General features: G+C 57.0%; 20 protein-coding genes. 4 read left to right on the top strand and 16 right to left on the bottom strand.

The features are described from left to right. Position 1 precedes the first annotated feature (1 nt). Together ctlX and rocF are read right to left on the bottom strand one after the other, a co-directional pair. On the bottom strand, positions 2–922 hold the full coding sequence (ctlX, locus tag ACR0D7_RS01610; protein ID WP_480677461.1) for a citrulline utilization hydrolase CtlX: 921 nt from the start codon (positions 920–922) through the stop codon (positions 2–4). Beyond that, positions 922–1,842 (bottom strand): arginase, encoded by a 921-nt coding sequence (gene rocF, locus ACR0D7_RS01605; protein ID WP_480677460.1) that lies wholly within the window; start codon positions 1,840–1,842, stop codon positions 922–924. The genes ctlX and rocF overlap by 1 nt, the downstream gene beginning before the upstream one ends. A gap of 86 nt (positions 1,843–1,928) precedes the next feature. On the opposite strand from rocF, the gene ACR0D7_RS01600 reads away from it, so the two are divergent. Beyond that, positions 1,929–2,357 (top strand): Lrp/AsnC family transcriptional regulator, encoded by a 429-nt coding sequence (locus ACR0D7_RS01600; protein ID WP_170381411.1) that lies wholly within the window; start codon positions 1,929–1,931, stop codon positions 2,355–2,357. A gap of 102 nt (positions 2,358–2,459) precedes the next feature. Beyond that, positions 2,460–5,069: a bifunctional lysylphosphatidylglycerol flippase/synthetase MprF gene (gene mprF / locus ACR0D7_RS01595; RefSeq protein WP_480677459.1), complete on the top strand. Its 2,610-nt coding sequence runs from the start codon at positions 2,460–2,462 to the stop codon at positions 5,067–5,069. Positions 5,070–5,072: 3 nt separating this feature from the next. On the opposite strand, the gene ACR0D7_RS01590 is transcribed toward mprF, so the two are convergent. The 6 genes from ACR0D7_RS01590 to ACR0D7_RS01565 form a co-directional block, all read right to left on the bottom strand. Then, positions 5,073–6,635 carry an efflux transporter outer membrane subunit gene (locus ACR0D7_RS01590; RefSeq protein WP_480677458.1) on the bottom strand — a complete coding sequence of 521 codons (1,563 nt, stop codon included), beginning with the start codon at positions 6,633–6,635 and terminating at the stop codon, positions 5,073–5,075. A gap of 11 nt (positions 6,636–6,646) precedes the next feature. Continuing rightward, the gene (locus tag ACR0D7_RS01585) at positions 6,647–7,792 is read right to left on the bottom strand and encodes an HlyD family secretion protein (protein WP_480677457.1); all 1,146 of its coding nucleotides are present in this window, start codon (positions 7,790–7,792) and stop codon (positions 6,647–6,649) included. 21 nt (positions 7,793–7,813) lie between these two features. Then, complete coding sequence (locus tag ACR0D7_RS01580; RefSeq protein WP_170569683.1) at positions 7,814–8,176, bottom strand: DUF3302 domain-containing protein; 363 nt, start codon at positions 8,174–8,176, stop codon at positions 7,814–7,816. A gap of 34 nt (positions 8,177–8,210) precedes the next feature. Beyond that, a complete protein-coding gene (locus tag ACR0D7_RS01575) occupies positions 8,211–8,777 on the bottom strand; it encodes a disulfide bond formation protein B (RefSeq protein WP_480677456.1) in 567 nt (188 codons plus the stop codon). Positions 8,778–8,788: 11 nt separating this feature from the next. Continuing rightward, positions 8,789–8,944: a DUF5993 family protein gene (locus ACR0D7_RS01570; RefSeq protein WP_170381405.1), complete on the bottom strand. Its 156-nt coding sequence runs from the start codon at positions 8,942–8,944 to the stop codon at positions 8,789–8,791. A 113-nt stretch (positions 8,945–9,057) separates the two neighbouring features. Further along, positions 9,058–9,819, bottom strand: a complete 762-nt coding sequence (locus tag ACR0D7_RS01565; protein ID WP_480677455.1) for a DeoR/GlpR family DNA-binding transcription regulator — start codon at positions 9,817–9,819, stop codon at positions 9,058–9,060. Positions 9,820–10,006: 187 nt separating this feature from the next. On the opposite strand from ACR0D7_RS01565, the gene glpD reads away from it, so the two are divergent. After that, on the top strand, positions 10,007–11,593 hold the full coding sequence (gene glpD, locus ACR0D7_RS01560) for a glycerol-3-phosphate dehydrogenase (protein WP_480677454.1): 1,587 nt from the start codon (positions 10,007–10,009) through the stop codon (positions 11,591–11,593). 36 nt (positions 11,594–11,629) lie between these two features. Here glpD and ACR0D7_RS01555 read toward each other — a convergent pair whose 3' ends face one another. The 3 genes from ACR0D7_RS01555 to metG all read right to left on the bottom strand — a co-directional run bounded on the left by ACR0D7_RS01555 (position 11,630) and on the right by metG (position 17,909). Next, positions 11,630–14,767 carry an efflux RND transporter permease subunit gene (locus ACR0D7_RS01555; RefSeq protein ID WP_480677453.1) on the bottom strand — a complete coding sequence of 1,046 codons (3,138 nt, stop codon included), beginning with the start codon at positions 14,765–14,767 and terminating at the stop codon, positions 11,630–11,632. 3 nt (positions 14,768–14,770) lie between these two features. After that, positions 14,771–15,937 (bottom strand): efflux RND transporter periplasmic adaptor subunit, encoded by a 1,167-nt coding sequence (locus ACR0D7_RS01550; RefSeq protein WP_480677452.1) that lies wholly within the window; start codon positions 15,935–15,937, stop codon positions 14,771–14,773. 253 nt (positions 15,938–16,190) lie between these two features. Beyond that, a complete protein-coding gene (gene metG / locus ACR0D7_RS01545) occupies positions 16,191–17,909 on the bottom strand; it encodes a methionine--tRNA ligase (RefSeq protein ID WP_480677451.1) in 1,719 nt (572 codons plus the stop codon). 163 nt (positions 17,910–18,072) lie between these two features. On the opposite strand from metG, the gene ACR0D7_RS01540 reads away from it, so the two are divergent. Continuing rightward, the gene (locus ACR0D7_RS01540) at positions 18,073–19,011 is read left to right on the top strand and encodes a hypothetical protein (RefSeq protein WP_480677450.1); all 939 of its coding nucleotides are present in this window, start codon (positions 18,073–18,075) and stop codon (positions 19,009–19,011) included. 5 nt (positions 19,012–19,016) lie between these two features. Here the strand turns inward: ACR0D7_RS01540 and ACR0D7_RS01535 are convergent, their stop codons facing one another. From ACR0D7_RS01535 to ACR0D7_RS01515, 5 genes are all read right to left on the bottom strand, one after another. Then, positions 19,017–20,237, bottom strand: a complete 1,221-nt coding sequence (locus tag ACR0D7_RS01535; RefSeq protein WP_480677449.1) for an MFS transporter — start codon at positions 20,235–20,237, stop codon at positions 19,017–19,019. Between the two features lie 70 nt (positions 20,238–20,307). Beyond that, positions 20,308–20,904, bottom strand: coding sequence for a YceI family protein (locus ACR0D7_RS01530; RefSeq protein ID WP_480677448.1), 597 nt, complete (start codon positions 20,902–20,904; stop codon positions 20,308–20,310). Beyond that, positions 20,901–21,176: a hypothetical protein gene (locus ACR0D7_RS01525; protein WP_480677446.1), complete on the bottom strand. Its 276-nt coding sequence runs from the start codon at positions 21,174–21,176 to the stop codon at positions 20,901–20,903. Before ACR0D7_RS01525 ends, ACR0D7_RS01530 begins: the two co-directional genes overlap by 4 nt. Positions 21,177–21,240: 64 nt before the next feature. Continuing rightward, positions 21,241–21,861, bottom strand: a complete 621-nt coding sequence (locus ACR0D7_RS01520) for an ImuA family protein (RefSeq protein WP_480677445.1) — start codon at positions 21,859–21,861, stop codon at positions 21,241–21,243. 59 nt (positions 21,862–21,920) lie between these two features. Further along, complete coding sequence (locus ACR0D7_RS01515; RefSeq protein WP_480677444.1) at positions 21,921–22,502, bottom strand: retropepsin-like aspartic protease family protein; 582 nt, start codon at positions 22,500–22,502, stop codon at positions 21,921–21,923. Between the last annotated feature and the right edge of the window lie 25 nt (positions 22,503–22,527).

Raw genomic sequence — 22,527 nt, 5'->3', positions numbered from 1 at the left:
CCTATCGGCGGGACAGGTGGATGCCTGCAATCATGCAGCGCACGGATCCACCGGCAGTTTCAATTGTGGGAACCGAAAGCGGCAGCGGCGTTGCGCTGGCCTCGATCGTGGCGATTTGTTCCGGGGTCAGGGCCGCAAGCGCCCGGCTGGACAGGGCCAGTAGCAGACCGTCGCGACCACTGAGTTCTATGGCATTGCCTGCAAACTCGGCGATCTGTTCGTGGCTCAGATCAATGACCGTGCGACCGGATTCCTCCAACCTAGCTTTCACAGTCGCGCGCCGTTCGGGATCTGTAATCATGTCCAGACAGATCAGTGCGTACTTCGTGCCAATGCCCATTAAAACATTGGTATGATAAACGTCACGTCCTTCGGCATCCTGTGCCTCAAACACGATGGGTTCATAGTTGAAGTGAGTGCAGAAGCGTTCGAGTAGCACGGGATCGGCGCGGTTGGATTTGACCGCATAGGCAACGCGGCCAACGTGATCCAGGACCATCGCTCCGGTGCCTTCCAACGCAAGCTTGTCCTGCTCAAGCCCGGAATAGTCGATCACGTCTTGAACGCGGTACTCCTGTTTCAGCATCTCGATGACATCCGCGCGGCGTTCGCGCCCACGTGATGGCACAAACATCGGGTAAATCGCGATGTGCCCACCGGGATGGGTCGAGAACCAATTGTTCGGGAAAACACTATCGGGCGTGTCTCGCTCGCCATGATCATCAAAGACGTGAACCTTCACGCCAGCTTCACGCAGCAAGGCAACTGCCCCGTCGTGTTCGTCGCGCGCTTTGGCAGATGTGGCTTCAGCCGAGCGGTTTGCCAATGTCTGAAACGCGTTGTCATCGCGTGTTTCGGGGTTTGAGGCAAATGCATGCGGTCGGATCATCACGATGGCCGAAGGGGCTTGTAAGGATTGCATCAGAAGCTCCGGGTTGGGCGGTCGAAGATGCGGCGGCCCAGTAATGAGGCGGCCAGATCGACCATCAGTTTTGCGGTTCGGCCGCGTTCGTCTAGAAACGGATTCAGTTCGACCAGATCCAGCGAGCAGACAAGTCCGCTTTCGTGCAGCAATTCCATGACCAGATGGGCCTCGCGTTCGGTCGCACCCCCGGGGACGGTGGTGCCAACAGCCGGGGCGACGGAGGGGTCCAGGAAATCGACATCCAGTGAGACGTGCAAGATGCCGTCAGCGTCCCGCACACGATCAAGGAATGCGATCAGCGGCGCTTTGATACCGTGCTCGTCGATGCTGCGCATGTCGGCCAGCATGGCGTGGTCTTCCTCAAGCCGCGCGCGTTCTGCCGGGTCGACCGAGCGCAAGCCGATCATACCGACGCGATCTGTTGGAACCGGGGCGGACACAGGCGGGAAGTCATCAAAGCCGGGCTGGCCAGTGAAATACGCAACGGGCGTACCGTGCAAATTCCCGCTGTCGGTGCTGTGCGGCGTGTGAAAGTCGCTATGGGCATCCAACCAGAGCACAAATAAGGGGCGTCCGATCTGTTCGGCATGAGCAGCCATGCCCGTAACGGTGCCCATCGACAGCGCATGGTCGCCGCCCATGAAAATCGGCAAGCCCTGTGGGGCAGTGTCCTGCGCTGCACGGCTGAGAGCACTGGTCCAGCCGATGCATTCGGGCAGGGAATACAGGTGTTCGTGTGGGGGTACATCTGTCTGATCCGGGCGAATATCGCCAAGGTCGCTCACGCGGTATCCCAAATCCGACAAGGCCTGATCCAAACCTGCAACCCGATACGCATCAGGCCCCATTCGGCAGCCCTGCCGGCGTTTGCCCGCGTCCATAGGGACACCGATCAATATAACATGTTTGTTTTCCATGTGGTTATTTATGCTGTCATCATGGCTTGCGAGAAGAGAGCAAAATGTTCAAAATGGAACTCTGAAATTCGTAATGAGAAGAACGTATGGACGAATTGGATAGTAGGCTGCTGAACGCATTGCATCGTGACGCGCGGGCCTCGTTGTCAGAATTGGCGGAAACTCTGGGGGTGACACGAACCACCGTGCGGAGTCGGCTGCAGCGGTTGAAGCAATCAGGTGAGATCGTGGGCTTTACTGTCCTAACCCGGCGGGATGTCGCGGAAAGCCCGGTTCGCGGCCTGATGATGCTTGAGATTGAGGGTCGCGGAACGGAACGAACGTTAGCCAGAATCGCCGCCCTTCAACAGGTGCGTGCCGTGCATACGACCAATGGCAGTTGGGATCTGATTGCCGAGATCGGTACAGAAACGCTTGCCGAGCTTGATGACGTATTGTTCCAGATACGCCGGATGGAGGGGATTACACGGTCCGAGACCAATCTGCTGCTGTCTACGCGCAAAGGGCGAGTCTGACCCCTCGTAGTGCTTTGAGGTTCAAGGAAATTGTGCAAGAGTTGCCCTGCGTCGCCCATCCGCGCGCGGGATCGTTGCAGTGCCTCAGAGCAGGGGGAAACCATGACCACGCTGGAGACTGACAAAGAGCTTTGGGCTGTGCGTCTTGCTAAAAGGATTAGTCGTTTTCTGGAAAAGCCATTCGTGCGGATTGCGGTTCCAATCCTGGTCACGTTGATCGCGCTGGTTGTACTGCACGAGCTATCTCAGCACGTGAAATGGGGCGATGTTCAAACGGATGTTGCGAATACATCCTGGAAGCTGATGTTCGTAGCCCTGTGTTGGACCTGTTTCAGCTTTTTCTCTTTGTCCATGTACGATGTGCTCGCCGTGCAAAGCGTAGCGAAGGGAGAGGTGCCTTTGACCGTGGCCGGGATGGCAGGGGCCAGTGGCTATGCAGTGTCGAATTGCCTTGGCTTTTCCTACATCACGGGAACGGCGATACGGTATCGCATCTATGCCTCGCTTGGGCTGGACCTGAGCAGGGTGGCCGGGGTCATTGCAACGTCGTGGATCGCGTTCTGGTCCGGCCTTGTGCTGTTGCTTGGCATTTTGTTCACGCTGCACCCGGATGGAATCTCGAATATCCTGCCGATCAGTGACACCACCGAAACCGTAATCGGGCTGTCGCTGTTGGCTGGGCTGGTGGTATTGTTCATCTGGCTTGCGAAGGGTGGGCGCAAGCTGGCCTATGGCGGGGTCGGGTTCAACTTGCCGGGTGGGAAACTGGCGGGCATGCTTACCCTGGCCGCAATCGGAGACCTGTTTGGGGCTTCGATGGTCCTATATACGCTGATGCCCGCAGACCTTGGTGTCGGGTACCCTTTTTTCTTCACGATCTATATCGGTGCCATTGCGGTTGGCATCCTCAGTCATTCTCCGGGTGGGATTGGCGCATTTGAGGCGACGCTGATTGCGGGGCTAGGCGCATCAGGCCGGTCCGACGTTATTGCGGCCTTGTTATTGTACCGCCTGGTCTACACATTTTTACCCTTTGTCATCGCCAGCTTGTCTATAGCTGTCGCGTCGGCTCTGACGCACCGCCATCATATCAGCGGCGCGGCCACGTGGGTGTATCGCGCGATCCGTCCTATTGTTCCGATGGTGGCGGCAGGCGTGACCGCCGTGGCCGGGATCATCTTGCTGGTTTCAGGGGCGTTACCGTCCAGCAGCCAGAGCCTGGGCGCGTTGCGGGACTTTCTGCCGTTGTCCTTCGTCGAGGCTTCGCACTTGGCAGGCAGCGTCGTTGGCGTGATGCTGATCTTGGTTTCTCGGGGGTTGTTCCGAAAACTTTACCGAGCGTGGATCGTGGCGATGTTGCTGATGGTGGCCGGGTTTGTCGCCTCTCTGACCAAGGGTTTGGACACACATGAAGCGATCGGAATGTTGGCCTCCATCGCCATTCTTGCCACGTTTCGGGGGGCCTTTTACCGCGTCAGCGGGGCCTCGATCTTTCGCCTGAACATTCCGTGGCTGGTCAGCGTAATCGCCTTGCTGGCCGTTATCTTCTGGATCGGGTTGTTTGCCTACTCCCACGTCGAATACCAGAACGCCCTTTGGTGGGAGTTCGCCTGGAACGGTGATGCTTCGCGGTTCCTGCGTTCCAGCCTCGTGGTTGCGGTTATTCTTGGCGTGGTCGCAGTGAATTCTTTGTTCGGGCGTGAAATACCCCAACCCACGCGCACCGAAATCCCACCGGTTGTCGAACGTCTTGCGCTGGCAAGCCAAGATACCGAGGCGCAGATTTCGTTGACCGGGGATAAGCAGTTCCTGATCGCACCGGATGAAAGTGCGTTTTTGGCTTATGCCGACACGGGAAACGCATTGATCAGCAAGGGTGAACCGGTGGGCGATGAAAAGACCGGCCAACAATTGATCTGGCAACTGCGCGAGATGGCAGACCGAGAAGGCAAGCTTTGTGCGTTCTACAGTGTCTCTACGAAGTATCTGCCAACCTTTCTGGATCTTGGCCTTTCGATCCTGAAAATTGGCGAGGTTGCGCGCGTGCCGCTGAAAGATTTCTCGTTAGATGGTAAATCACGCAAACGATTCCGGCAGGCGAAGAATCGGGCTGAACGTGAGGGTTATGTCTTTGAAATCATTCCGAAAGAGGAACTGGCCCCGCTTTTGCCTGAGTTGCGCAAAGTTTCGGATGACTGGCTGGAAAACAAGGCCGGAGAGGAAAAGGGCTTTGCCCTAGGCGGGTTCGACAATGAATATCTCTCCTACTTCGACCATGCAGTTCTGAGAAATGGCGATACCGGGAAAATTGTTGCCTTTGCCAACCTGTTTCAGGGTGGGAATAAGTCCGAACTTTCGCTGGATCTGATGCGCTATGAACCCGACAGCCCCAGTTTTGTCATGGATGCGCTATTTGCAGAGATGATGTCTTGGGGATCAGAACAGGGTTTCCACTGGTTCTCATTGGGTGCGGCACCGTTTTCTGGGATCGAGAACCGTCAGTTAGCTTCATTCTGGAACCGGGTGGGCGGGTTTGTCTATGAGCACGGAGAGCAGTTCTATCACTTCGAAGGGCTGCGTTCTTTCAAGCAGAAATTCGACCCGGAATGGAGCCCGAACTATCTGGCGAGCCCCGGTGGGCTAGCGGCGCCCCGGATTTTGTACGAAGTAAATGTGCTAGTGTCCGGCGGATTGCGCGGGCTAACGAAATAGCGACTAGTTCAGGCTGGCGCGGGTAGGGGTCTCTTGCAACAAGTCGCCCCAATCGGTGCGATAGGCCATTTCCGCCAATACGGTTTGCGGCAGGAACTCTTGGTTCTGACGAATCTGCCAACCACCCCCAAGACCCTTGTAAACCGCGACCAGATTGCTGGAGACCTGTTGACGCGCCTCAATCAGGTTGGCCTGAGAACTCAGCAAAGCAGTCTGCGTGTTCAGAATACGGGAATAATCGGCAATACCGTCGCGGTACTGATCCACTGCAATCTCGGCGGCCTTGCGCGATGCGGCGACACTTTTTTCATAGAATCCAACCTGCTTGCGAGACTGTGCGTAAGCCACCATTGCACTTTCCACCTCGGAATAGGCGGTCAGAACAGTGTTCTGATAGTTGGCGATCAGCGCCTGATAGGCGGCGTCCTGGGCACGTACGTTGTTTTTGATCCGACCATAGTTCAGCACGTTCCAAACCACTCCGGCATTGGCCAACCCGGTCGAACTTGTTGATGAAAACAGGTCTCGACCACCCGATGCCTGAAGGCCAATGGAGCCGGACAGAATGAACTGCGGGTAGAGGTCGGCCATTGCGATGCCCACCTGAGCTGACTGAGTGGCCGCCGCCAGTTCAGCTGCGCGCACATCGGGGCGGCGGCGTAGTAGTTCGGCAGGGACGCCCACGGCCACGTTGGAGCGGGCCGACGGAATACGCCCCGAATTGCCCAGCAGGCTGGTCATCCTAGATGGCGTTGTCCCCAGCAAAACGGCCAGCGCATTCTTGGTTTGTTGCAGGTCGCTTTCAAGTTCGGGCACCAGCGCCTTGGTGTTGTTCAGTAGGGCGGTGGATTCCTGCACGTCCAGTTCGGTTGTCACGCCGTTGTTAAAGCGCAGTTGGGTCAGATCGGCGGATTCCTGTTGCAGTCGGATGTTTTCGCGCGCGACGGTCAGAGATTCCTGTAGCGCGCGGATATTGACATACAGCGCTGCCACATCCCCAGTCAGCGTCACCAGGGCGTCGTCGTAGTTCGCCACCTGCAACGCCAGATTGGACCGGGCCGCCTGAACGCCCCTGCGTTGCTGGCCCCAGACGTCCAGCTCCCATTGTGCATCGAACCCGACTTGCGAGGTTGAAAATTCGGTATCCAAAGGGATGATCCGATTGATATCCGAAATCGGCCCCAGATTTTCACTGATCTGCCGCCGTTCGATTGATCCGCCAATGGCCTGCGATTGCGGGTATAGCTCACCGAAGGCTATTCCCAACTGTGCGCGGGCTTGCAGAACGCGAGCACCTGCCACTTGTAGATCGAGGTTCTGAGCATACGCCTCTGCGATAAGCTTATTCAGGGTGGGATCGTTGAACGTCTCCCACCACTTCACAACCGGAGCGCTGCGGGACGTAAGGCCACTTTGTCCTGCGGCGGGGCTGTTCACTTCGATCCATTGTTTCACGACCGGAGAGTTCGGGCGCACGAAATCCGGACCTACCGGCGTGCAACCAATCAGCAGCGCCGCGCATAGGGCGGTGCCGATCAGTCTGCGGTGAAGTCTGGCCCGGGTCATGTATTGCGTCCTCAGATATCGAGTGGCCGGATGAAGTTGGCGAAAGAGTAAAGGCGGATATTGATGCGTCGAAGAAACTCAAAGCTTTTGCCTTGGCCGGTGTAGATCGCCACTGCAGCGTGGCCACCAGCGGGGAAGGTGTGATCTTCGGGGACATCCACCGAGATCTGCACCGCGATGCGGCCGGGCAGTTTAGGCAGCTCAAAGCCGGGCAGGCGGCCCGATGGCAGGTACTGACCCTGCCGAGTGGCCCACCAGATGGCTTCGACCTTGCCGGTCAGAATTTCACCGGGATAGAGGTCTAGCGCTACTTCAACTTCTTGGCCGGGTTCGACGAACTTCAGGTTCTGCTGGCGATAGGTGGCCAGAATGTAGGGGTTGTCCTTGGTGACAAAACTGGCAATTGCACCCAGCCGGATCTCACCCACAACCAACCCCGGACGGGCCTGTTGCGAGACAATCATGCCGTCTTCGGGCGCGTAAATCGTCGTGTTATCAAGGAAGTATTGCGCCTTTTCCAACTGCGCCTGTGCCTGAAGGATGCCTGTGTTCACCCCGTCGATCTGGGAATCCAGCGCCAGTTTCGCCTTTTCCAAATTGGCTTCGGCCTCTTTGATCTGGGCCTGATCTTCAGTGACCTGTTCGTTCCAACGGTCCAGCTCATCCTGACGCGCGCCGCCAGCGGGCACGAGGTTTTCGTACCGCTTCTGCTGAGTCAGCGCATAGGCCAGTTGCGCATTCGCGCGCTCGACGGCTTCGGAGGCCACGATGACGTCCTGTTCAAGAATCTTGGCGTTTTGTTGGGCCGCGACCAGCTGTGCTTTGGCTTCCTCAACCTCAAGGGCGAACACGGTATCCTCAAAGCGATAGAGCGCGTCACCCTTTTTGACATCGGTATTCGGCTCGACAAGAACCTCGGTCAAGACGGTCGGTTGGGTCAGTCGCGGTACGATCTGTATGGTCGAGCGGACAACATGGCTGTCGATGGAGAAAGGTTGAAAGAACCGAAGCGCGACCAGAAAGATCAACAGAAGGTGCGCACCGACCCAAAAAGACACGATGCCCCAGGCGATGTTGAACTTCAGCCACTGCATTTTGAAGAAAATGAACCAGACGAAAATAATGTAGAACAGCGTAATGCCGAGGGCGACAAACATATTTGGTGACTTCCTTTGGCCTTAGCTTTTCTGTGTCTCGTCGGGATCAAGCGGGTCGCGATATTCCTCGGTTAGGGTGCCGCCCAACCGTTTGATTTCCTTGCGAACCGCGTCGCGTTCATCGTCAGGCATGCGGCGGATATCCACGGTGGCGCTGTCATGGAACGCCCAGATAAAGGCGTGCACCCATGGAACGATTGCCAGAAAACCCATCCACCCCATGATCTTGACGGATTCTGCATGTGGATGGTTGCGCTTGATTGCGATCCGTCCGGGCAGGCCCATGATGAAAATAAACAGCCCCATCACCGCCGCCAGCAGCAAGATCAGTGCCACGAATGTCAGATAGTCATAGTAGCCTAACGGCTGCCCCAGTAATCCCATGCTCGTGCCTCCTTGTGGGAAGGTTACTCCATCCTCAGTCGCCGGTCTTCAGTTCGTCAATCAATTTGTAGCTGGTGGGCGGGTCCGCGCATATTCCCGGCCCGCATTCCAATAGGGTCGAAATCGCGTTCAGCGCGGCGAGGCCCAACATGACGAAAAACGCGCTTTTGGCTAGAACGCTGCCGCCAAAGCGTGGTTCTTGGGTGTCTGTGTCGTACTGCCTATCGAACAGCAGCATAAATGCCGTGCCCAGAAGGATCAGGAAAAAACAGATCGCAGCCCACGTATAATAGTGAAGCCCTAGAACGGGCGAGCCATAATGGCCGGTTCCCGGCACGATGTGCAGCAGAATTTGGCGCACGGCGACGCTGCCGCCAAATAGTGCGGCAAGCAGCATGATGGCATAGTGTTGCGGTCGCGCGCCGTATAACAGGTTCAGTCCGAGCCCTACGCCGACGGCCACAAATCCGACCCTTTGCAACAGGCACAGGGGGCAGGGCAGTTCGCCGAGTGTCAGCTGATAGATATAGGCCAGCAACAATACCAAGCTGACGGACAGCATGCCAAGCGCATTCAGGGTGCGTGAAAGTTCTGGTGTCATCCCGGCCCTTTCTACAGCTGAATCGTTAGCTGGCTGGTGGCATGAAATTTCAGCCAATAGACGCTCAACGCCAGCGTGATAAAGAACAGCGCATTGGCTGCTGTTCTTAGATTGAAATAATTCAGCCCCATGGTGACTGTAAGTAACGCAAATAAAAGCGCTATCATGGCCCGGACCTCCCGTCCCGTGCGACGATCGCAATAGGGTGAGTGTGTCAGGCCGAGGCGTATCTGGCAAGAACTTGCGATTTGGGCTCTCTTTTAAAGAGAACTGTTGGGCATCAACTGCACAATTTCAGCTGTGTTTCCCACTTAGCGCATTGCGCACCCAACTCTTCAGGCAAAGCCTGATCGGTGTAGAAAATATCGACGTCGGCCAGCGACGCGATCTTCGCCGGTGCAGTGCGCTGAAACTTGGAGTGGTCGGCAACAAGGCAGGTCTGGCGAGCTTGGGAGATTATGGTTTGACTGACCCGTACCTCTTGAAAGTCGAAATCCAGAAGGTCGCCCATAACATCCATGGCTGAGCAGCCTATGATTGCATAGTCGAACTTGAACTGTTCGATTGTCGAGATCGTCAGGTTGCCAACCAATCCGCCGTCCGAGCGGCGAAGCACACCGCCCGCAACAACGATCTGACAGTTCGGGTTGTCGACCAGGATATTGGCGACGTTCATGTTGTTGGTAACCACCATCAGGTCTTTGTGGTCCAGCAGTTGGCGGGCGACAGCCTCGGTCGAGGTGCCTATGTTCAGAAACACCGATGCTCCGTCCGGGATGCCCTGTGCGCAGAGTTGCGCAATGCGGGCCTTAGCATCTGCATTCAGGGCCCGGCGGTCTTCGTATCCTATGTTCGAAACGCCCGAGCGCAACACGGCACCGCCATGAACACGGTCCAGTTTTCCCATGTCCGCGAGGTCAGACAGATCACGCCGAATGGTTTGGACGGTCACATCAAACCGCGCGGCCAAATCTTCGACCATTACGCGGCCATCCTGCTTGGCGATGTTCAGAATGTCTGACTGGCGAAAAGAAAGGGACACGGCTTGCTCCAACTTGGGTTTGTTCGTTTTTGTTCTAATTATTGATTTTTGCAACATGAAGTCAGGTTATACTCTAATAATTTTGACTGAATGCGGAAAAACGAACATAAACGAAAATCAAAGTTGACGAAACGCGTGTGACTGCGGTTAATGAGCTTGCGTTTTCCACAGTGGGGAATCATCCGAAATGGAACAGAAAAACGAGCAGGTCTCGGACCTCTTCATCATCGGCGGCGGGATCAATGGATGCGGTATCGCGCGTGATGCGGCGGGGCGCGGGCTTTCGGTGACTTTGGCCGAGATGAATGATTTGGCTTCGGCGACCTCCTCGGCCTCGACCAAACTGTTCCATGGGGGGCTGCGCTATCTGGAGTATTTCGAGTTTCGCCTTGTGCGTGAGGCCTTGATAGAACGCGAAACTTTGTTGCGGGCGATGCCGCACATTAGCTGGCCGATGCGTTTTGTCCTGCCTTATCACGCGGATATGCGGTTTGATGCAGAAACGCCGACATCGCGTTTGCTGAGTACGGTCATGCCTTGGATGAAAGGGCGTCGCCCAGCCTGGCTGATCCGACTAGGACTGTTCATGTACGACCATCTCGGTGGACGGAAAATCCTGCCAGGTACGTCGTCGTTGAACCTGAAAACAGCACCCGAGGGGCGGCCACTACAAGACAAATTCGAGACTGCCTACGAGTACTCTGATTGCTGGATCGAGGATTCTCGGCTGGTCGTTCTCAATGCCCGCGATGCTGAGGCTCGTGGTGCTGAAATATTGGTTCGTACCGAAGTTCTGTCGGCGGAACGAGTGGATGACCTGTGGGAGGTGACGATCCGTGATCGTGCCAGCGATTCAACCCGCGTGATCAAGGCCAGAATACTGATCAATGCCGGTGGCCCGTGGGTTGGCGACATCATCCAGTCAAAGATCCACGTGAACTCGCGCGAGGGCGTTCGGCTGGTTCGGGGCAGCCATATCGTAACCCACAGGTTGTTCGACCACGACAAGTGCTACTTTTTTCAGGGTGAAGATGGACGCATCATCTTCGCTATTCCCTATGAGCGGGACTACACGCTGATCGGCACCACGGATCAGGATCACCCGGAACCCGACGTTGCTCCGGTCTGTACCGAGGCCGAGCAGAATTATCTCTGCTCCTTTGCGACGAAGTATTTCCATAAGCCGGTTACGCGTAACGACATCATCTGGACCTATTCCGGCGTTCGCCCCCTTTACGACGACGGGGCCAACAGTGCGACTGCTGCGACAAGGGATTATACGTTGAAAGTGGACGCACATGGTGGCGCGCCAGTTCTGAATGTGTTTGGCGGAAAAATCACAACATACCGAAGGCTTGCAGAAAGTGCTCTGGAGAAGGTTGCCGAGCATTTCCCGAATTTGCCCGGACCTTGGACGGCGGGCGTTGCCTTGCCCGGCGGTGACTTCCCGGTCGATGGGGTTCAGGATCTGGTCGCCGGGTTGGAGGCCGATTATGCATTTCTTGATCGGTCATGGGCTGTACGCCTCGTTCGGGCCTATGGCACAGAGGCACGGACAATTTTGGGCGAAGTTTCTACCGCTGAAGAATTGGGTGAGGACTTCGGTGCCACGATAACCGCACGAGAATTAGAGTGGCTGATGGACAAGGAGTTTGCGCGCACAGCCGAAGATGCCGTCTGGCGTCGCAACAAGTTGGGCCTTCGTTTGAGCGCTGATCAGATCGCTCGGATAGAGGAATGGATGGATCAACGCAGCGTACAGGCTGCCGCTTAGAGCAAAGCCCCGCCGGTCTGGCGGGGCTTTGTGGATTTAGGCGGTTTCTTCGGATGGTCCGGGATCGTTTTTGGTGCCCTTGATCCATTCCCTGAGGCTTTGCATCAGCGCATAAAGCACCGGCACCAGTATGACGCCGACCAAAGTGGCTGCCAGCATCCCGCCAAAGACCGCGACACCGATGGCCTTTTGGCTGGCCGCGCCCGCGCCGTTGGCCGCCAGCAGCGGTACAACACCCAACAGGAATGACAGGGCAGTCATCATCACCGCACGGAAACGTTGATAGGCAGCCTCAGCAGCGGCGTCCTTGATCGACAAGCCATTGGCCCGCTGCTCCATCGCAAATTCGACGATGAGGATACCGTTCTTTGACGCTAGCCCCACGAGCATGATCATCCCAATCTGCGTATAGAGGTTGATGTCACTGCCTACGATAGCAACGGCTGCTACCGCCCCGAAGAGGGCAACGATTACCGAGAGCAGGATCGAGACCGGCATCGTCCAGCTCTCGTACTGACCGACCAAGAACAAGTAGCCGAACAAGATTGCCAATCCGAGGATGACGATCACGAGACTGCCCGAAGCCAGCTGTTGCTGCGCTGTGCCGGTCCATTCAAACGCGTATCCCGGGGGGAGGGCGGTGGCTGATTCCTCGGTCATGACGTTGATCGCGTCGCCACTGGACAACCCCGGTGCGGGTACCGCTGTCACGGTTGCCGAACGGAACAGGTTATGCCGTTTCAAAAGAACCGGGCCCAGCACGTTTTCCACATCGACCAAGGTTCCAAGCGGCACCATCTCGCCCTCTTGCGAGCGGACATAGAGGTTCGAGATATCCTCGACGTTGTCGCGATAGCTTCCGTCCGCCTGGATCATTACCCGATAGACCCGCCCGAACAGGTTGAAGTCGTTCACGTAGTACGAGCCCAACTGCGCCTGCATGGTCTGGAACACTTCGGCCACGGACACTTGCAGCGTCTTGGCCTTCTCGCGGTCAAGATCGACGAAAAGTTGCGGTACGTTTGCGCGGAAGGTCGTATAGGCTTGACCAATCTCGGGTCGTTGGTTCGCCGAATATACCAGCGACCCCACGGCCGAGGCCAGATCCTGTGGAGAGCCGCCCCCGGTTTGCTGCACCTCCATCTCGACACCAGCCGACATACCCAGACCCTGAATGGGTGGTGGGTTGAAGGCCACGATCGAGGCGGCGGATTCGCCATTGGCGATGGCCAGTACCTTTTTCAGAATGGCGTCTGCACTCAGGTCATCTTCCTGACGATCATCCCAATTTTCGAGGTTAACAAAGATCGCCGCGCCATTTGTGGTGGTGCCGTTCAGAAGCGAGAAGCCGTTGATCAGGACCGTGCTCGATACGCCGGGGATTTCCTGAATTTGATCGTCGACACGGGACGAGACGACCTCGGTTCGTTCCAGCGTCGCAGCGTCCGGAAGCTGAATGTCGACGAACAAATAGCCATTGTCCTCAAGCGGCAAAAAGCCACTGGAGGTTTTCGACATGATTGTCCCGGTGCCCATTGCCAGCGCAGCGATGACGCCAAGACCGATAACCGGAAGGATCAGCAACCTGCGCACAATCGCGACATAGCCGCCCCGAATGGTGCCGATGAACCTTTCAAACACCGCCAACAGCCCCTTGGGCGGACCCGAACGCGCTTGCAGAACCAGCCCACACAAGGCTGGGGACAAGGTTAATGCGTTGATCGAGGAAATCACAACCGCGGTCGAGATGGTCACAGCGAATTGCGAATACAGCCGCCCTGAGATGCCGGGCATAAACGTCACCGGCACGAACACGGCCAGCAGCACCAGCGTCGTTGCAATCACGGGGCCAGTGATCTGCCCCATGGCCTTGCGGGTTGCTTCGGCAGGGGGAAGCCCTTCATCCGCAATGATCCGTTCGACGTTTTCAACCACAACAATCGCGTCATCCACCACGATCCCGATAGCCAAAACCAGAGCAAACAGAGAGATCGTGTTCAGCGACATGCCGAACAAAAGCAGGAAGGCAAATGTCCCGATTAGAGAGACCGGGATCGCAACCGCGGGAATAATCGTCGCGCGCCAGCTGCCCAGGAAAACAAACACAACCGAGATCACCAGAGTGAAGGTCAGGATCAGGGTCGAAACCACGTCGTTCAGTGACTGTTCCACAAAGTCCGTGGTGTTAAAGGGAACCTGAAACTCCACATCCGTGGGGAAGGAACGGGACAGTCGCTGGAGCTCGGCTTCGACACGTTCAGATACCGCTAGAGCGTTCGCTCCGGGAGCTTGATAGATGCCGATAACTGTTGCCGGAACGCTGTCGAAATAACCCGAGGCTGCGTAATATTGCGCACCCAGTTCCACCCGCGCGATATCTTTGACTCGCACGATCGAGCCTGCGTCGCCCGTGCGGATGACGATGTCACCAAATTCCTCGGCCGAGGTCAAACGGCCCTTGGTCTTGATCGTGTATTGAAACGTCTGCCCTTCGGGTACCGGAGGCGCACCGATCGAACCTGCCGATACTTCGATGTTTTGTTCGCGGATGGCGTTGATCACATCGCCCGGAGTGATGGACAATGCAGCCATCTGATCCGGATCCATCCAGATCCGCATGGCGTATTCCAGATTGGTCAGAACGTCAGCTTTACCCACGCCCTGAACCCGCGCCAGCGCGTCTTTCAGGTTGATCGAGGCATAGTTCGACAGGAACACGCTGTCATAAGTGCCGTTGGGCGAGGTCAGCGTCACCAGCAGCAGCATGTTTGTCGACGCTTTTTGCGTAACCACACCCGAAGACGTAACTTCGGACGGCAGAGAGGACATGGCCTGCGCCACTCGGTTCTGAACGTTCACCGAGGCGATATCCGGGTCGGTACCGACCTCGAATGTGATATTCAGAGAATACGATCCGTTATCAGACGATGTGGACGTCATATAGATCATATCGTCCACACCATTCACCTGCGCCTCGATCGGGGCGGCGACGGTGTTTTCCACAGTTTCGGCATTGGCGCCGGTATATGTCGTTGACACACTTACGACGGGTGGCGTGATGTCCGGGAACTGCGCCACCGGCAGAACCAGATAGCCGATGCCGCCCATGATTGTCAGGACAAGCGAAATAACAAGCGCCAGCTTGGGCCGGCTGATGAACAGGGCTGAGAACATCTGTTACTCTCCCGGCTGCTCGGACGCCACGACAGCGTCAACCGCGACGCCGGGCCGAACCCTTTGCAAGCCCTCGACGATGACGCTTTCTCCTTCGCGCAGACCATCCTTGACGATTACTGCCGTGCCTTCGTTGTTGCCGGTGGTGATGTAACGCTGTTCCACCATCTGCTTGTCGTTGACAACCAGCACAAATTCACCCCGCTGATCACGTTGCAGAGCGGCCTGTGGGACCAAAACCTCAAGTGTGGGTTGTAGGGCTTCAATTTGCACGCTTAGAAATGCACCGTCGACGATTAGCCGTTGGGCGTTGTCGAATTCTGCCCGCATCGAAATCGCGCCGGTGAGAGGGTCGATCCGATTGTCGACAAACACGATTTTACCGGTTTCATCCAGTTTACTTCCGTTCGGCAGCGTGACGTGCACGTTCGGACTCTTGTTGCTTTCCGCAAGGGATGAAGCGTTCTCGCCAACTGTTTCAAGAACAGTAGTAAATTGCTTCTCGTTGATGGAAAAATTCACATAGATCGGGGCTTCACTGACGATATTTACCAGCGGGGGGTTGTTTGGCCCGACCACATCACCGACGCTGATCGCCACCCGCCCGATGCGGCCATCGAACGGCGCGTGGATTTTGGTATAGCTCAAATCAAGCTCGGCTTGCTGAATCGCAGCTTTTGCAGCTTTGACCTCTGCTTCGGCCACCAGTTCGTTGGCACGCGCAATATCGCGTTCTGACTCTGGAGTGGCGTCACGTTTGTAAAGCTCTTCCTTCCGGGCAAGATCGACCTTGGCCAACTCAAGATTGGCTTCTGCCCGATCAAGATCCGCATTTCGGGCTTCAAGTGTCGCCTGATAGAGGTCAGGCTCGATGGTGAACAGCAGGTCTCCCTCTTTGACCAGCGCACCGTCTTCCACGTTCTGACTTTCCAAAAACCCGCTGACGCGGGCTATGATATCTGCTTTGTCAAGAGCTTCGGCGCGGCCGATGAATACGGCTTCTTCGGTGATTTCCTGCGTGTAGGCTGCTGCAATCGACACTTTGGGCGGTGGGGCGTCGCTTTGATCTTGGGCGAAGGCGGTTTGCGCCATGATTATTCCAACCAGAGCGGCAAAGGCTCGGGACGCGCCGCCGAAACGAGAGTGAAAGTTCTTCAATGCAAGGGACATGGCGGGCGCCTCGTTAAAACGTAAGATTTTTCGTCAGGGCAGGCTGTCTGCTCCAACGAGTCGACTGAATTCTGGATCAGGATGGCCGTTTTGAGATTTTATCTCAAGCTTATTGAGTGTGACTGCAGGTCAAGGGGCGCGGATATTTTTCCGTAGCTGGGCTAACTTAGATGGAAGTGTTTACGTATTTTGTGTGAGAAGCAAAAAAGGGGGTCATGTGACCCCCGTTTCTCAATTCTAGTTTCCCACCAGATCAATCGCGCGTGCCAGCGAACCGGGTTTGCCAGTCTTCGCGCTGTTCGTCGGTAATTTTTGCGAACAACACTTCCGGCACCGAAAACTCATGCCCGGCGGGCAGAGCGTCCAGCGCGGCGGCGACGTCATCCGGCCAACGGGTGTCCAGCGTATTCATCGCACTCAGCATCCGGGCCGAGGTTTCGGGGATAAACGGCGCACTGAGCACGGCATAGAGGCGGATCAGGTTCAGGCCAAGACGCACCTGTGCGGCGGCCTGTTCGGGGTCTTCCTTGAAAGTGGACCAAGGTGCGGCGGCCTGAAGGTATTCGTTGCCGGCGACCCAGATCGCGCGCAGTTCCTGCGCCGACTTGCGAACCTCCATTGACTCCATATGCCCTTCATAGGCGCGGACACGGCGGGTAAGTTCCTCGATCAGGGCTTGCTCGCGCTCGCCATAGGTGCCGCCCTTTGGAACGGCCTCACCGAATTTCGAGCGGCAGAATTTGGTGATCCGGCTGACGAAGTTGCCGAGAACATCCGCAAGGTCTTTGTTCGCCGATTGCTGGAAGTTCTCCCAGGTGAATTCACTGTCGCTGCTTTCCGGTGCATGGCTCAGCAGCCACCAGCGCCAGTAATCGGCGGGCAAAATCTCCAGCGCCTGATCCATGAACACTCCACGACCCTGAGAGGTCGAGAACTGGCCACCATCATAGTTCAGGTAGTTGAACGACTTCAGGTGGTCGACCATCTTCCACGGCTCGCCCGACCCCAGAATTGTGGCCGGGAAAGACAGGGTGTGGAAGGGTACGTTATCCTTGCCCATGAACTGCACATAACGCACGTCATCAGCGCCCTTGTCAGTGCGCCACCAGCGCTCCCAATCGGCATCCGATTTGCCGTTGGCGTCCGCCCATTCCTTGGCGCAGGCGATGTATTCAATCGGCGCGTCGAACCAGACGTAGAAGACCTTGCCTTCCATCCCCGGCCAGTCCTGATCTCCCTTTTTGACCGGTACACCCCAGTCCAGATCGCGGGTGATGCCGCGATCCTGCAATCCGTCACCATCATGCAACCATTTCTTTGCAATCGAGGTGGTCAGGATCGGCCAATCCGTCTTGCTGTCGATCCACGCTTCCAGTTGATCCTTCATCGCGGACTGGCGCAGATACAGGTGCTTGGTCTCGCGGACCTCAAGATCGGTGGAGCCGGAAATGGCAGAACGCGGCTCGATCAGATCGGTCGGGTCCAGCTGCTTGGTGCAGTTCTCACACTGGTCGCCGCGCGCACGTTCATAGCCGCAATTGGGGCAGGTGCCTTCGATATAACGGTCGGGTAGGAACCGCTTGTCAGCGTTGGAATAAACCTGTTTCTCACTGACTTCGCGGATTAGTCCAGCTTCATCCAGTTTGCCCGCAAAATGCTGGGTCAGGTTTCGGTTCTGTTCGCTGGACGAGCGGCCAAAGTGATCAAAGCTGAGCCCGAACCGTTTCGCGATATCCGCCTGTACCGCATACATGTCGGCGCAATACTCGGCCACTGGTTTGCCAGCTTTGGCAGCCGCCAGCTCCGCAGGGGTGCCATGCTCATCCGTGGCGCACAGATACATGACCTCGTTCCCCCGGCCACGCTGATAGCGTGCGTACAGATCGGCGGGCAATTGCGAGCCGATGAGGTTGCCGAGGTGCTTGATCCCGTTGATGTAAGGGATCGCCGAGGTAATGAGAATTCGAGCCATTTTGCGTTTCCACGTAACTAACTGCGCGCCCGTCTACCTTATGTAAGCGATTAGCAAAACCCCGGTTTCTTGCTTGAAGCCTTATAATCACGAACAAAGGGTGCCTTCGCGAAATTCTCGGGCCGTGTATTATGCTTCTGTATGCAGTTTCACGGGGGGAATTATGCTAAAGTTTTACTTGATGCCTTTCGTTCGTTCGGTCTTGGCCGCTTCGGTCATCATGCTTTTTTCGCCAACCATTGTATCGGCGGATCAAAGCGAAGCCATGAAGGCCATTGATACCTTTGACAAGACGATGCTCTCGATATTCCGGCGCGGTCAGGATGTTCTGACCGCGCAGACCCGGCCCGTCATGGTCATCGCACGCGATGTAACCGTCATGACAAAGGACGGAGAGGTTACATTTCCACGCGACGCGCCGAATTACCTGATCTTTAAGTCTACTTCACACGTTCTTTTGGGGATCATAGGGGCAGTCACTCCGTGGCCTGATGAGGACACCGAGAATGCGCGTTGGAAAGAGGACTTTGAGAACATCGCAAAGGCGATAGACACATTGCTGAACTCGGTCGGGCACCTTGATCTGCCCGAAGACACAATATCGAGACAACGGCAGATGCTTGAAACCGCGCGCGCTTTTACACTCGATGCCGTTAACCGCGGAACCCTTACGTCCGAGGAAGTGTCGAAGGTGATAAACGACATGCGACCGGCTTGGGCGGCAAATATGCGAGATGCTGCGCGTGCGGAACTTGGCGCTTTGCACAATGCTGTCTCAGATGCGCGTGCCGCAGTTAGTCAAGATGTTTGGGACAACATGTATGTCGTCCATCATGGCGGGTCGAACGTGACGGGGGTCAATGTGGTTGAACTGTATTTGGAGCGAGTGATGCCGCAGAAGGTTGCCGCGGGACAGGTCATGTTTGCTGAAAACGCGCATGGGAACCAGGCGATGGCGGATTTCGTCGGTTATGAGCGAATGCAGCGTCACGTCGGAGCTTGGGCCTTCGGTGATCCCGCTCGGATGGAAGTAGACTTGTTGGGGTATGAAGCGGGCGCAATTCTGGACGAAATGATCCCGTCATCTCCACCGTTGGAATAGAGTCTTTATTCCTCCCGAGACCGTTTTAGCAGACGCCCGATGGTGAAGGATGTGCGCGGTGCATAAACGTAGTTTGTCCGCTCTTCCGGTGTTGGGCGCGAGCGCATCCGAGCTAAGCCGAACAGGATCAGACCAATATGCCCAGTGGCCACATAGGCGAACAGCGCTCCGGGGCCGAATGCGTCGATCAACGTAGATGAGATGTAGGGAGAGGCAATCGCACCCAGCGCGTACCAGAACATTAACGCGGCAGACAGTTCGACCCGCTCCTCGGTTGTGACAAAATCGTTTGCATGCGCTGACGACAGCGAAAAGATCGGAAAGGTGGTCAGGCCAAAGAATCCGGCAGCCAGCATAACACCCAGAGTGCCGGTTCCACTGGCGGCCATCGTGACGCCGCAGCTAAGTACGGCGGCGGCGGACAGCCAGATCAGCACCCATCGGCGGTCATATTTGTCTGCCAACCAGCCCAACGGGTATTGCGCCAGTGCACCGCCGAGAACGAATGAGGCGAGGAAGAATGCGATTTGATCCACCTCGAGCCCTACCTCTTGCCCGTATATCGGGCCAACCATTCGGAAGGACGCGGAACTCAGCGCCGCAATAATCACGCCTGCCACCGCCAAAGGCGAGCTGCGCCATGCCAGCTTGGGCCGCAGACGTGGGGCGTCGGGTGTTTCGGGCTGTGTGGCTTTCGTCAAGGTCAGAGGCAGCAAGGCGGCACAACACAGAATGGCCAACAGATTGTATGACACATACGAGGCGGGTGGCAGCACAGCGATGATCAGCTGTGCACACAGCGAGGCGCCCATATCCGCAACGCGATAGGTGCCCATCGCGCGCCCGCGAGTTTCGTTTGTGACTTTGGCGTTCAGCCATGCTTCGATCACTGTATAGGATCCGGCAACGCAAGTGCCTGACGCGATTCTCAGGGCCGCCCAGATGTAGGGGTTGTCGGTTAGCGTGTGCCCCAGCAACCCCATCGCACCCAAAGCGGTGCAGACAGCAAATGCGCGAGAGTGACCGACGCTGCCCATCAGACGCGGTGTCCACCAGCATCCAACAAAGAAGCCGATAAAGTGCGCCGAACCAAGGAGGCCGATCTGTTCGGTCGTGAAATCCAGTGTCAGTCCCGAGATGGCATCCAGCGGTCCGACGCCGCCCGTGGAAAGCTGCAGCAGAATCACAGAAAGAAAAAGGGCGGCAAAAGAAATTATCGTTCTCATGATAAGGCCAGCTAGCCATAATGGGGCCTGAATGCGCGCACCTAATCGACTCTGAGGCGTCGTTTTTTGTCTATGTGACCCGTTTGATCTCGGCTCGAATGTCCAGTCCGACGGTGTCCTGCACCAGATCGGCATAACCGGATGCGCCGAAATCATGGCGGTTCAGTCCGCCAGTCAGGCGAATTGAGAGCATATCAAGGTTTTCAGGCGCGCTGCCGGGTGGCCGGAAGAGGTCGGCTTGAAAGGCGATCGGACGTGTCACGTCGCGCAGGGTCAGGTCTCCGGTGATTTTCGCGCCGCGCGAGAGCCGCCCGCCTTCTCCGAGTTCAACTTTGGTCGATGCAAAGTGAATTGTCGGATAATTTTCGACATCCAGGACCCCCGCACCCAGCATCGCGCTTCGGGCAAACGGTAATTTGGTTCGGGCTTCGGCGGCGTTTAGGGTGACGGCTACGCGGCTTTTTGTCAGGTCACGAACGTCAATCTGAATATCCGTGGTCTGGATTGGCATTGTTCCGGATTGGGTCAACCCCGACAGATCAAAGGTAAAACCGACCGACGTGTTTTGAAGCACCAGTTCATAAGGGGCAATTGCAGCACGGGCTGCAAGGGTTAGGGGCAGGGTTGCCAGACCAGCCAGTAGTGTGCGTCGGGTCAGACGTGTCATGCTAACCCCTCCGGCCTGTGGCGCGAACGGTTCAGCAATGCCATGACGATATTGATCACCTGTTTTTCCAGCAACTCTGGGGCCGGTCTAAGCACAGCAGATTCACCCAGAGCCTCCGTCGTGTCCTGACAGTCGATCACCTGTCGCGACCACATCTTCTGCAGTGCGAAGCCGGTCATGGCCCATCCGTTCGCTTTCGCCTTTATGGTAGTGGCGCGCGCGATCAACAGGCGAAGCCAGGAATTTCGGCTGTCGTGGATCGGTTGGCTCATGCAGAAATGCTAGGGTGGGAGGCCGGATTTTGCCAATCACAAGATTTCTTAACTTTGTGAGGTGTCACACCAAAACATCTTCGGCCTCGGTCCGGGTCAGGTTCAGCCCGGCACGTGATTTGGTTTGGATGGCTTGCCAACTGACCGGGGGCAGGGCGCGGGCGCGGCGGCGGGTCAGGGTCCAGCCGCGGGTTTCGCCCTGATGGGTTGCGGCCATGTGCCAGCGCGTCTCGATCCCTTGCGCGCCGCCCTCACCGGGGGTCAGCAACACTCCCAGCGGAGCCCGCCCCATCGCGCCCCCCTGTTCGGCGGCCAGATGCATGCGACGCACCGGCGTCAGCCCCGGCGCGCCGGGCAGGTCGCCGATGATTAGCGGGATGGCCCCGCTGCGCAGTGCTTCCTCCATGCACCACAGCAGATCCTCGGCGCGGGTGGGGCGGACAAAGATGAACCGGGCCGGGTCGGCAAAGGGCATCATCCCGTCGGGGTTCAACTGGCCTGGTTCCCATGCGGGCGAAATCCACAGCACCGGCCCCTGCGTCTGACCGGCCAGCCACATAGCAAAGCTGCGCCGGGCGGGGCCGCAGGCTTCGTGCACGCGGCCCAGTTGCAAGGTGATGCCATCGTGAAGTGTGACCCCCGGCGCGGCGCGCGCGGGTTTGCGGCCAAGAAGGTGTGTAGACATGCTGTCAGATTAGCATGTTCTCATTTTGTTCTCAATGCGGAAATGCAGCCACACACCTGTTACCGAGACAGGATCAGGCGGCCATCCGTGAACTGGATATTCGAGAACCGGTGCAGGTAATCCATGCCCAGCAGCGACTGGCGCAAATCGCCTTCGTTAACCCAGGCCGCAACGCCGCTGTCGGTGATCGGCCCAAGCTCAAGACTGTCCAGTCGGACGGGCGCGGTACGGACCTCACCGTTCGCGGTTGAGGCGCGACCGAGGTAATTCAGCTGGTCGGGGTCGATACCAATGCGCTTGGCGTCCTGTTCGCTCAGAACGATCTGGCTGGCGCCGGTGTCGACGAGGAAAGTGATCGGCTCTCCGTTCACCAGGACAGGCAGGTAATAGTGACCGTCATAAGAGCGAGGCACTTCGATTGTTTCGCCGGTCACCGTCATCTGCGGGGAAGGGCCCACGGTCGAGCGGATATCCTCCCAAAGCCCGACCACAGCGATGGCGCCGACAAAGATAAAGACCCAGGCCATCGCCTGTTGCATGGTTTTGTTCAGTGACTGGCGATTGTGCGAGATAAACCACGCCACAACGGCCAGACCAAGCACCACCAGATATACCAAACGTCCAATGCTGTCGCCGTCCATGCCTTACACCTTGCTGCGATTACAT

The sequence above is a fragment of the Ruegeria sp. BB7 genome (assembly GCF_056539365.1).
Note: the sequence above shows the minus strand (reverse complement) of the source record. Positions and strands in the feature narration are given on the sequence as shown.

Excerpts from the sequence above, each read along its gene's own strand:
- ACR0D7_RS01535 (WP_480677449.1), bottom strand. The coding sequence starts at position 20,237 with ATGAGAACGATAATTTCTTTTGCCGCCCTTTTTCTTTCTGTGATTCTG.
- ACR0D7_RS01585 (WP_480677457.1), bottom strand. The coding sequence starts at position 7,792 with ATGTTTGTCGCCCTCGGCATTACGCTGTTCTACATTATTTTCGTCTGG.
- ACR0D7_RS01580 (WP_170569683.1), bottom strand. The coding sequence starts at position 8,176 with ATGGGATTACTGGGGCAGCCGTTAGGCTACTATGACTATCTGACATTC.
- ACR0D7_RS01515 (WP_480677444.1), bottom strand. The coding sequence starts at position 22,502 with ATGGACGGCGACAGCATTGGACGTTTGGTATATCTGGTGGTGCTTGGT.
- rocF (WP_480677460.1), bottom strand. The coding sequence starts at position 1,842 with ATGGAAAACAAACATGTTATATTGATCGGTGTCCCTATGGACGCGGGC.
- ctlX (WP_480677461.1), bottom strand. The coding sequence starts at position 922 with ATGCAATCCTTACAAGCCCCTTCGGCCATCGTGATGATCCGACCGCAT.
- glpD (WP_480677454.1), top strand. The coding sequence starts at position 10,007 with ATGGAACAGAAAAACGAGCAGGTCTCGGACCTCTTCATCATCGGCGGC.
- ACR0D7_RS01550 (WP_480677452.1), bottom strand. The coding sequence starts at position 15,937 with ATGTCCCTTGCATTGAAGAACTTTCACTCTCGTTTCGGCGGCGCGTCC.
- ACR0D7_RS01530 (WP_480677448.1), bottom strand. The coding sequence starts at position 20,904 with ATGACACGTCTGACCCGACGCACACTACTGGCTGGTCTGGCAACCCTG.
- ACR0D7_RS01575 (WP_480677456.1), bottom strand. The coding sequence starts at position 8,777 with ATGACACCAGAACTTTCACGCACCCTGAATGCGCTTGGCATGCTGTCC.
- ACR0D7_RS01540 (WP_480677450.1), top strand. The coding sequence starts at position 18,073 with ATGCTAAAGTTTTACTTGATGCCTTTCGTTCGTTCGGTCTTGGCCGCT.
- ACR0D7_RS01570 (WP_170381405.1), bottom strand. The coding sequence starts at position 8,944 with ATGATAGCGCTTTTATTTGCGTTACTTACAGTCACCATGGGGCTGAAT.
- ACR0D7_RS01590 (WP_480677458.1), bottom strand. The coding sequence starts at position 6,635 with ATGACCCGGGCCAGACTTCACCGCAGACTGATCGGCACCGCCCTATGC.
- ACR0D7_RS01520 (WP_480677445.1), bottom strand. The coding sequence starts at position 21,861 with ATGTCTACACACCTTCTTGGCCGCAAACCCGCGCGCGCCGCGCCGGGG.
- ACR0D7_RS01555 (WP_480677453.1), bottom strand. The coding sequence starts at position 14,767 with ATGTTCTCAGCCCTGTTCATCAGCCGGCCCAAGCTGGCGCTTGTTATT.
- metG (WP_480677451.1), bottom strand. The coding sequence starts at position 17,909 with ATGGCTCGAATTCTCATTACCTCGGCGATCCCTTACATCAACGGGATC.
- ACR0D7_RS01600 (WP_170381411.1), top strand. The coding sequence starts at position 1,929 with ATGGACGAATTGGATAGTAGGCTGCTGAACGCATTGCATCGTGACGCG.
- ACR0D7_RS01525 (WP_480677446.1), bottom strand. The coding sequence starts at position 21,176 with ATGAGCCAACCGATCCACGACAGCCGAAATTCCTGGCTTCGCCTGTTG.
- mprF (WP_480677459.1), top strand. The coding sequence starts at position 2,460 with ATGACCACGCTGGAGACTGACAAAGAGCTTTGGGCTGTGCGTCTTGCT.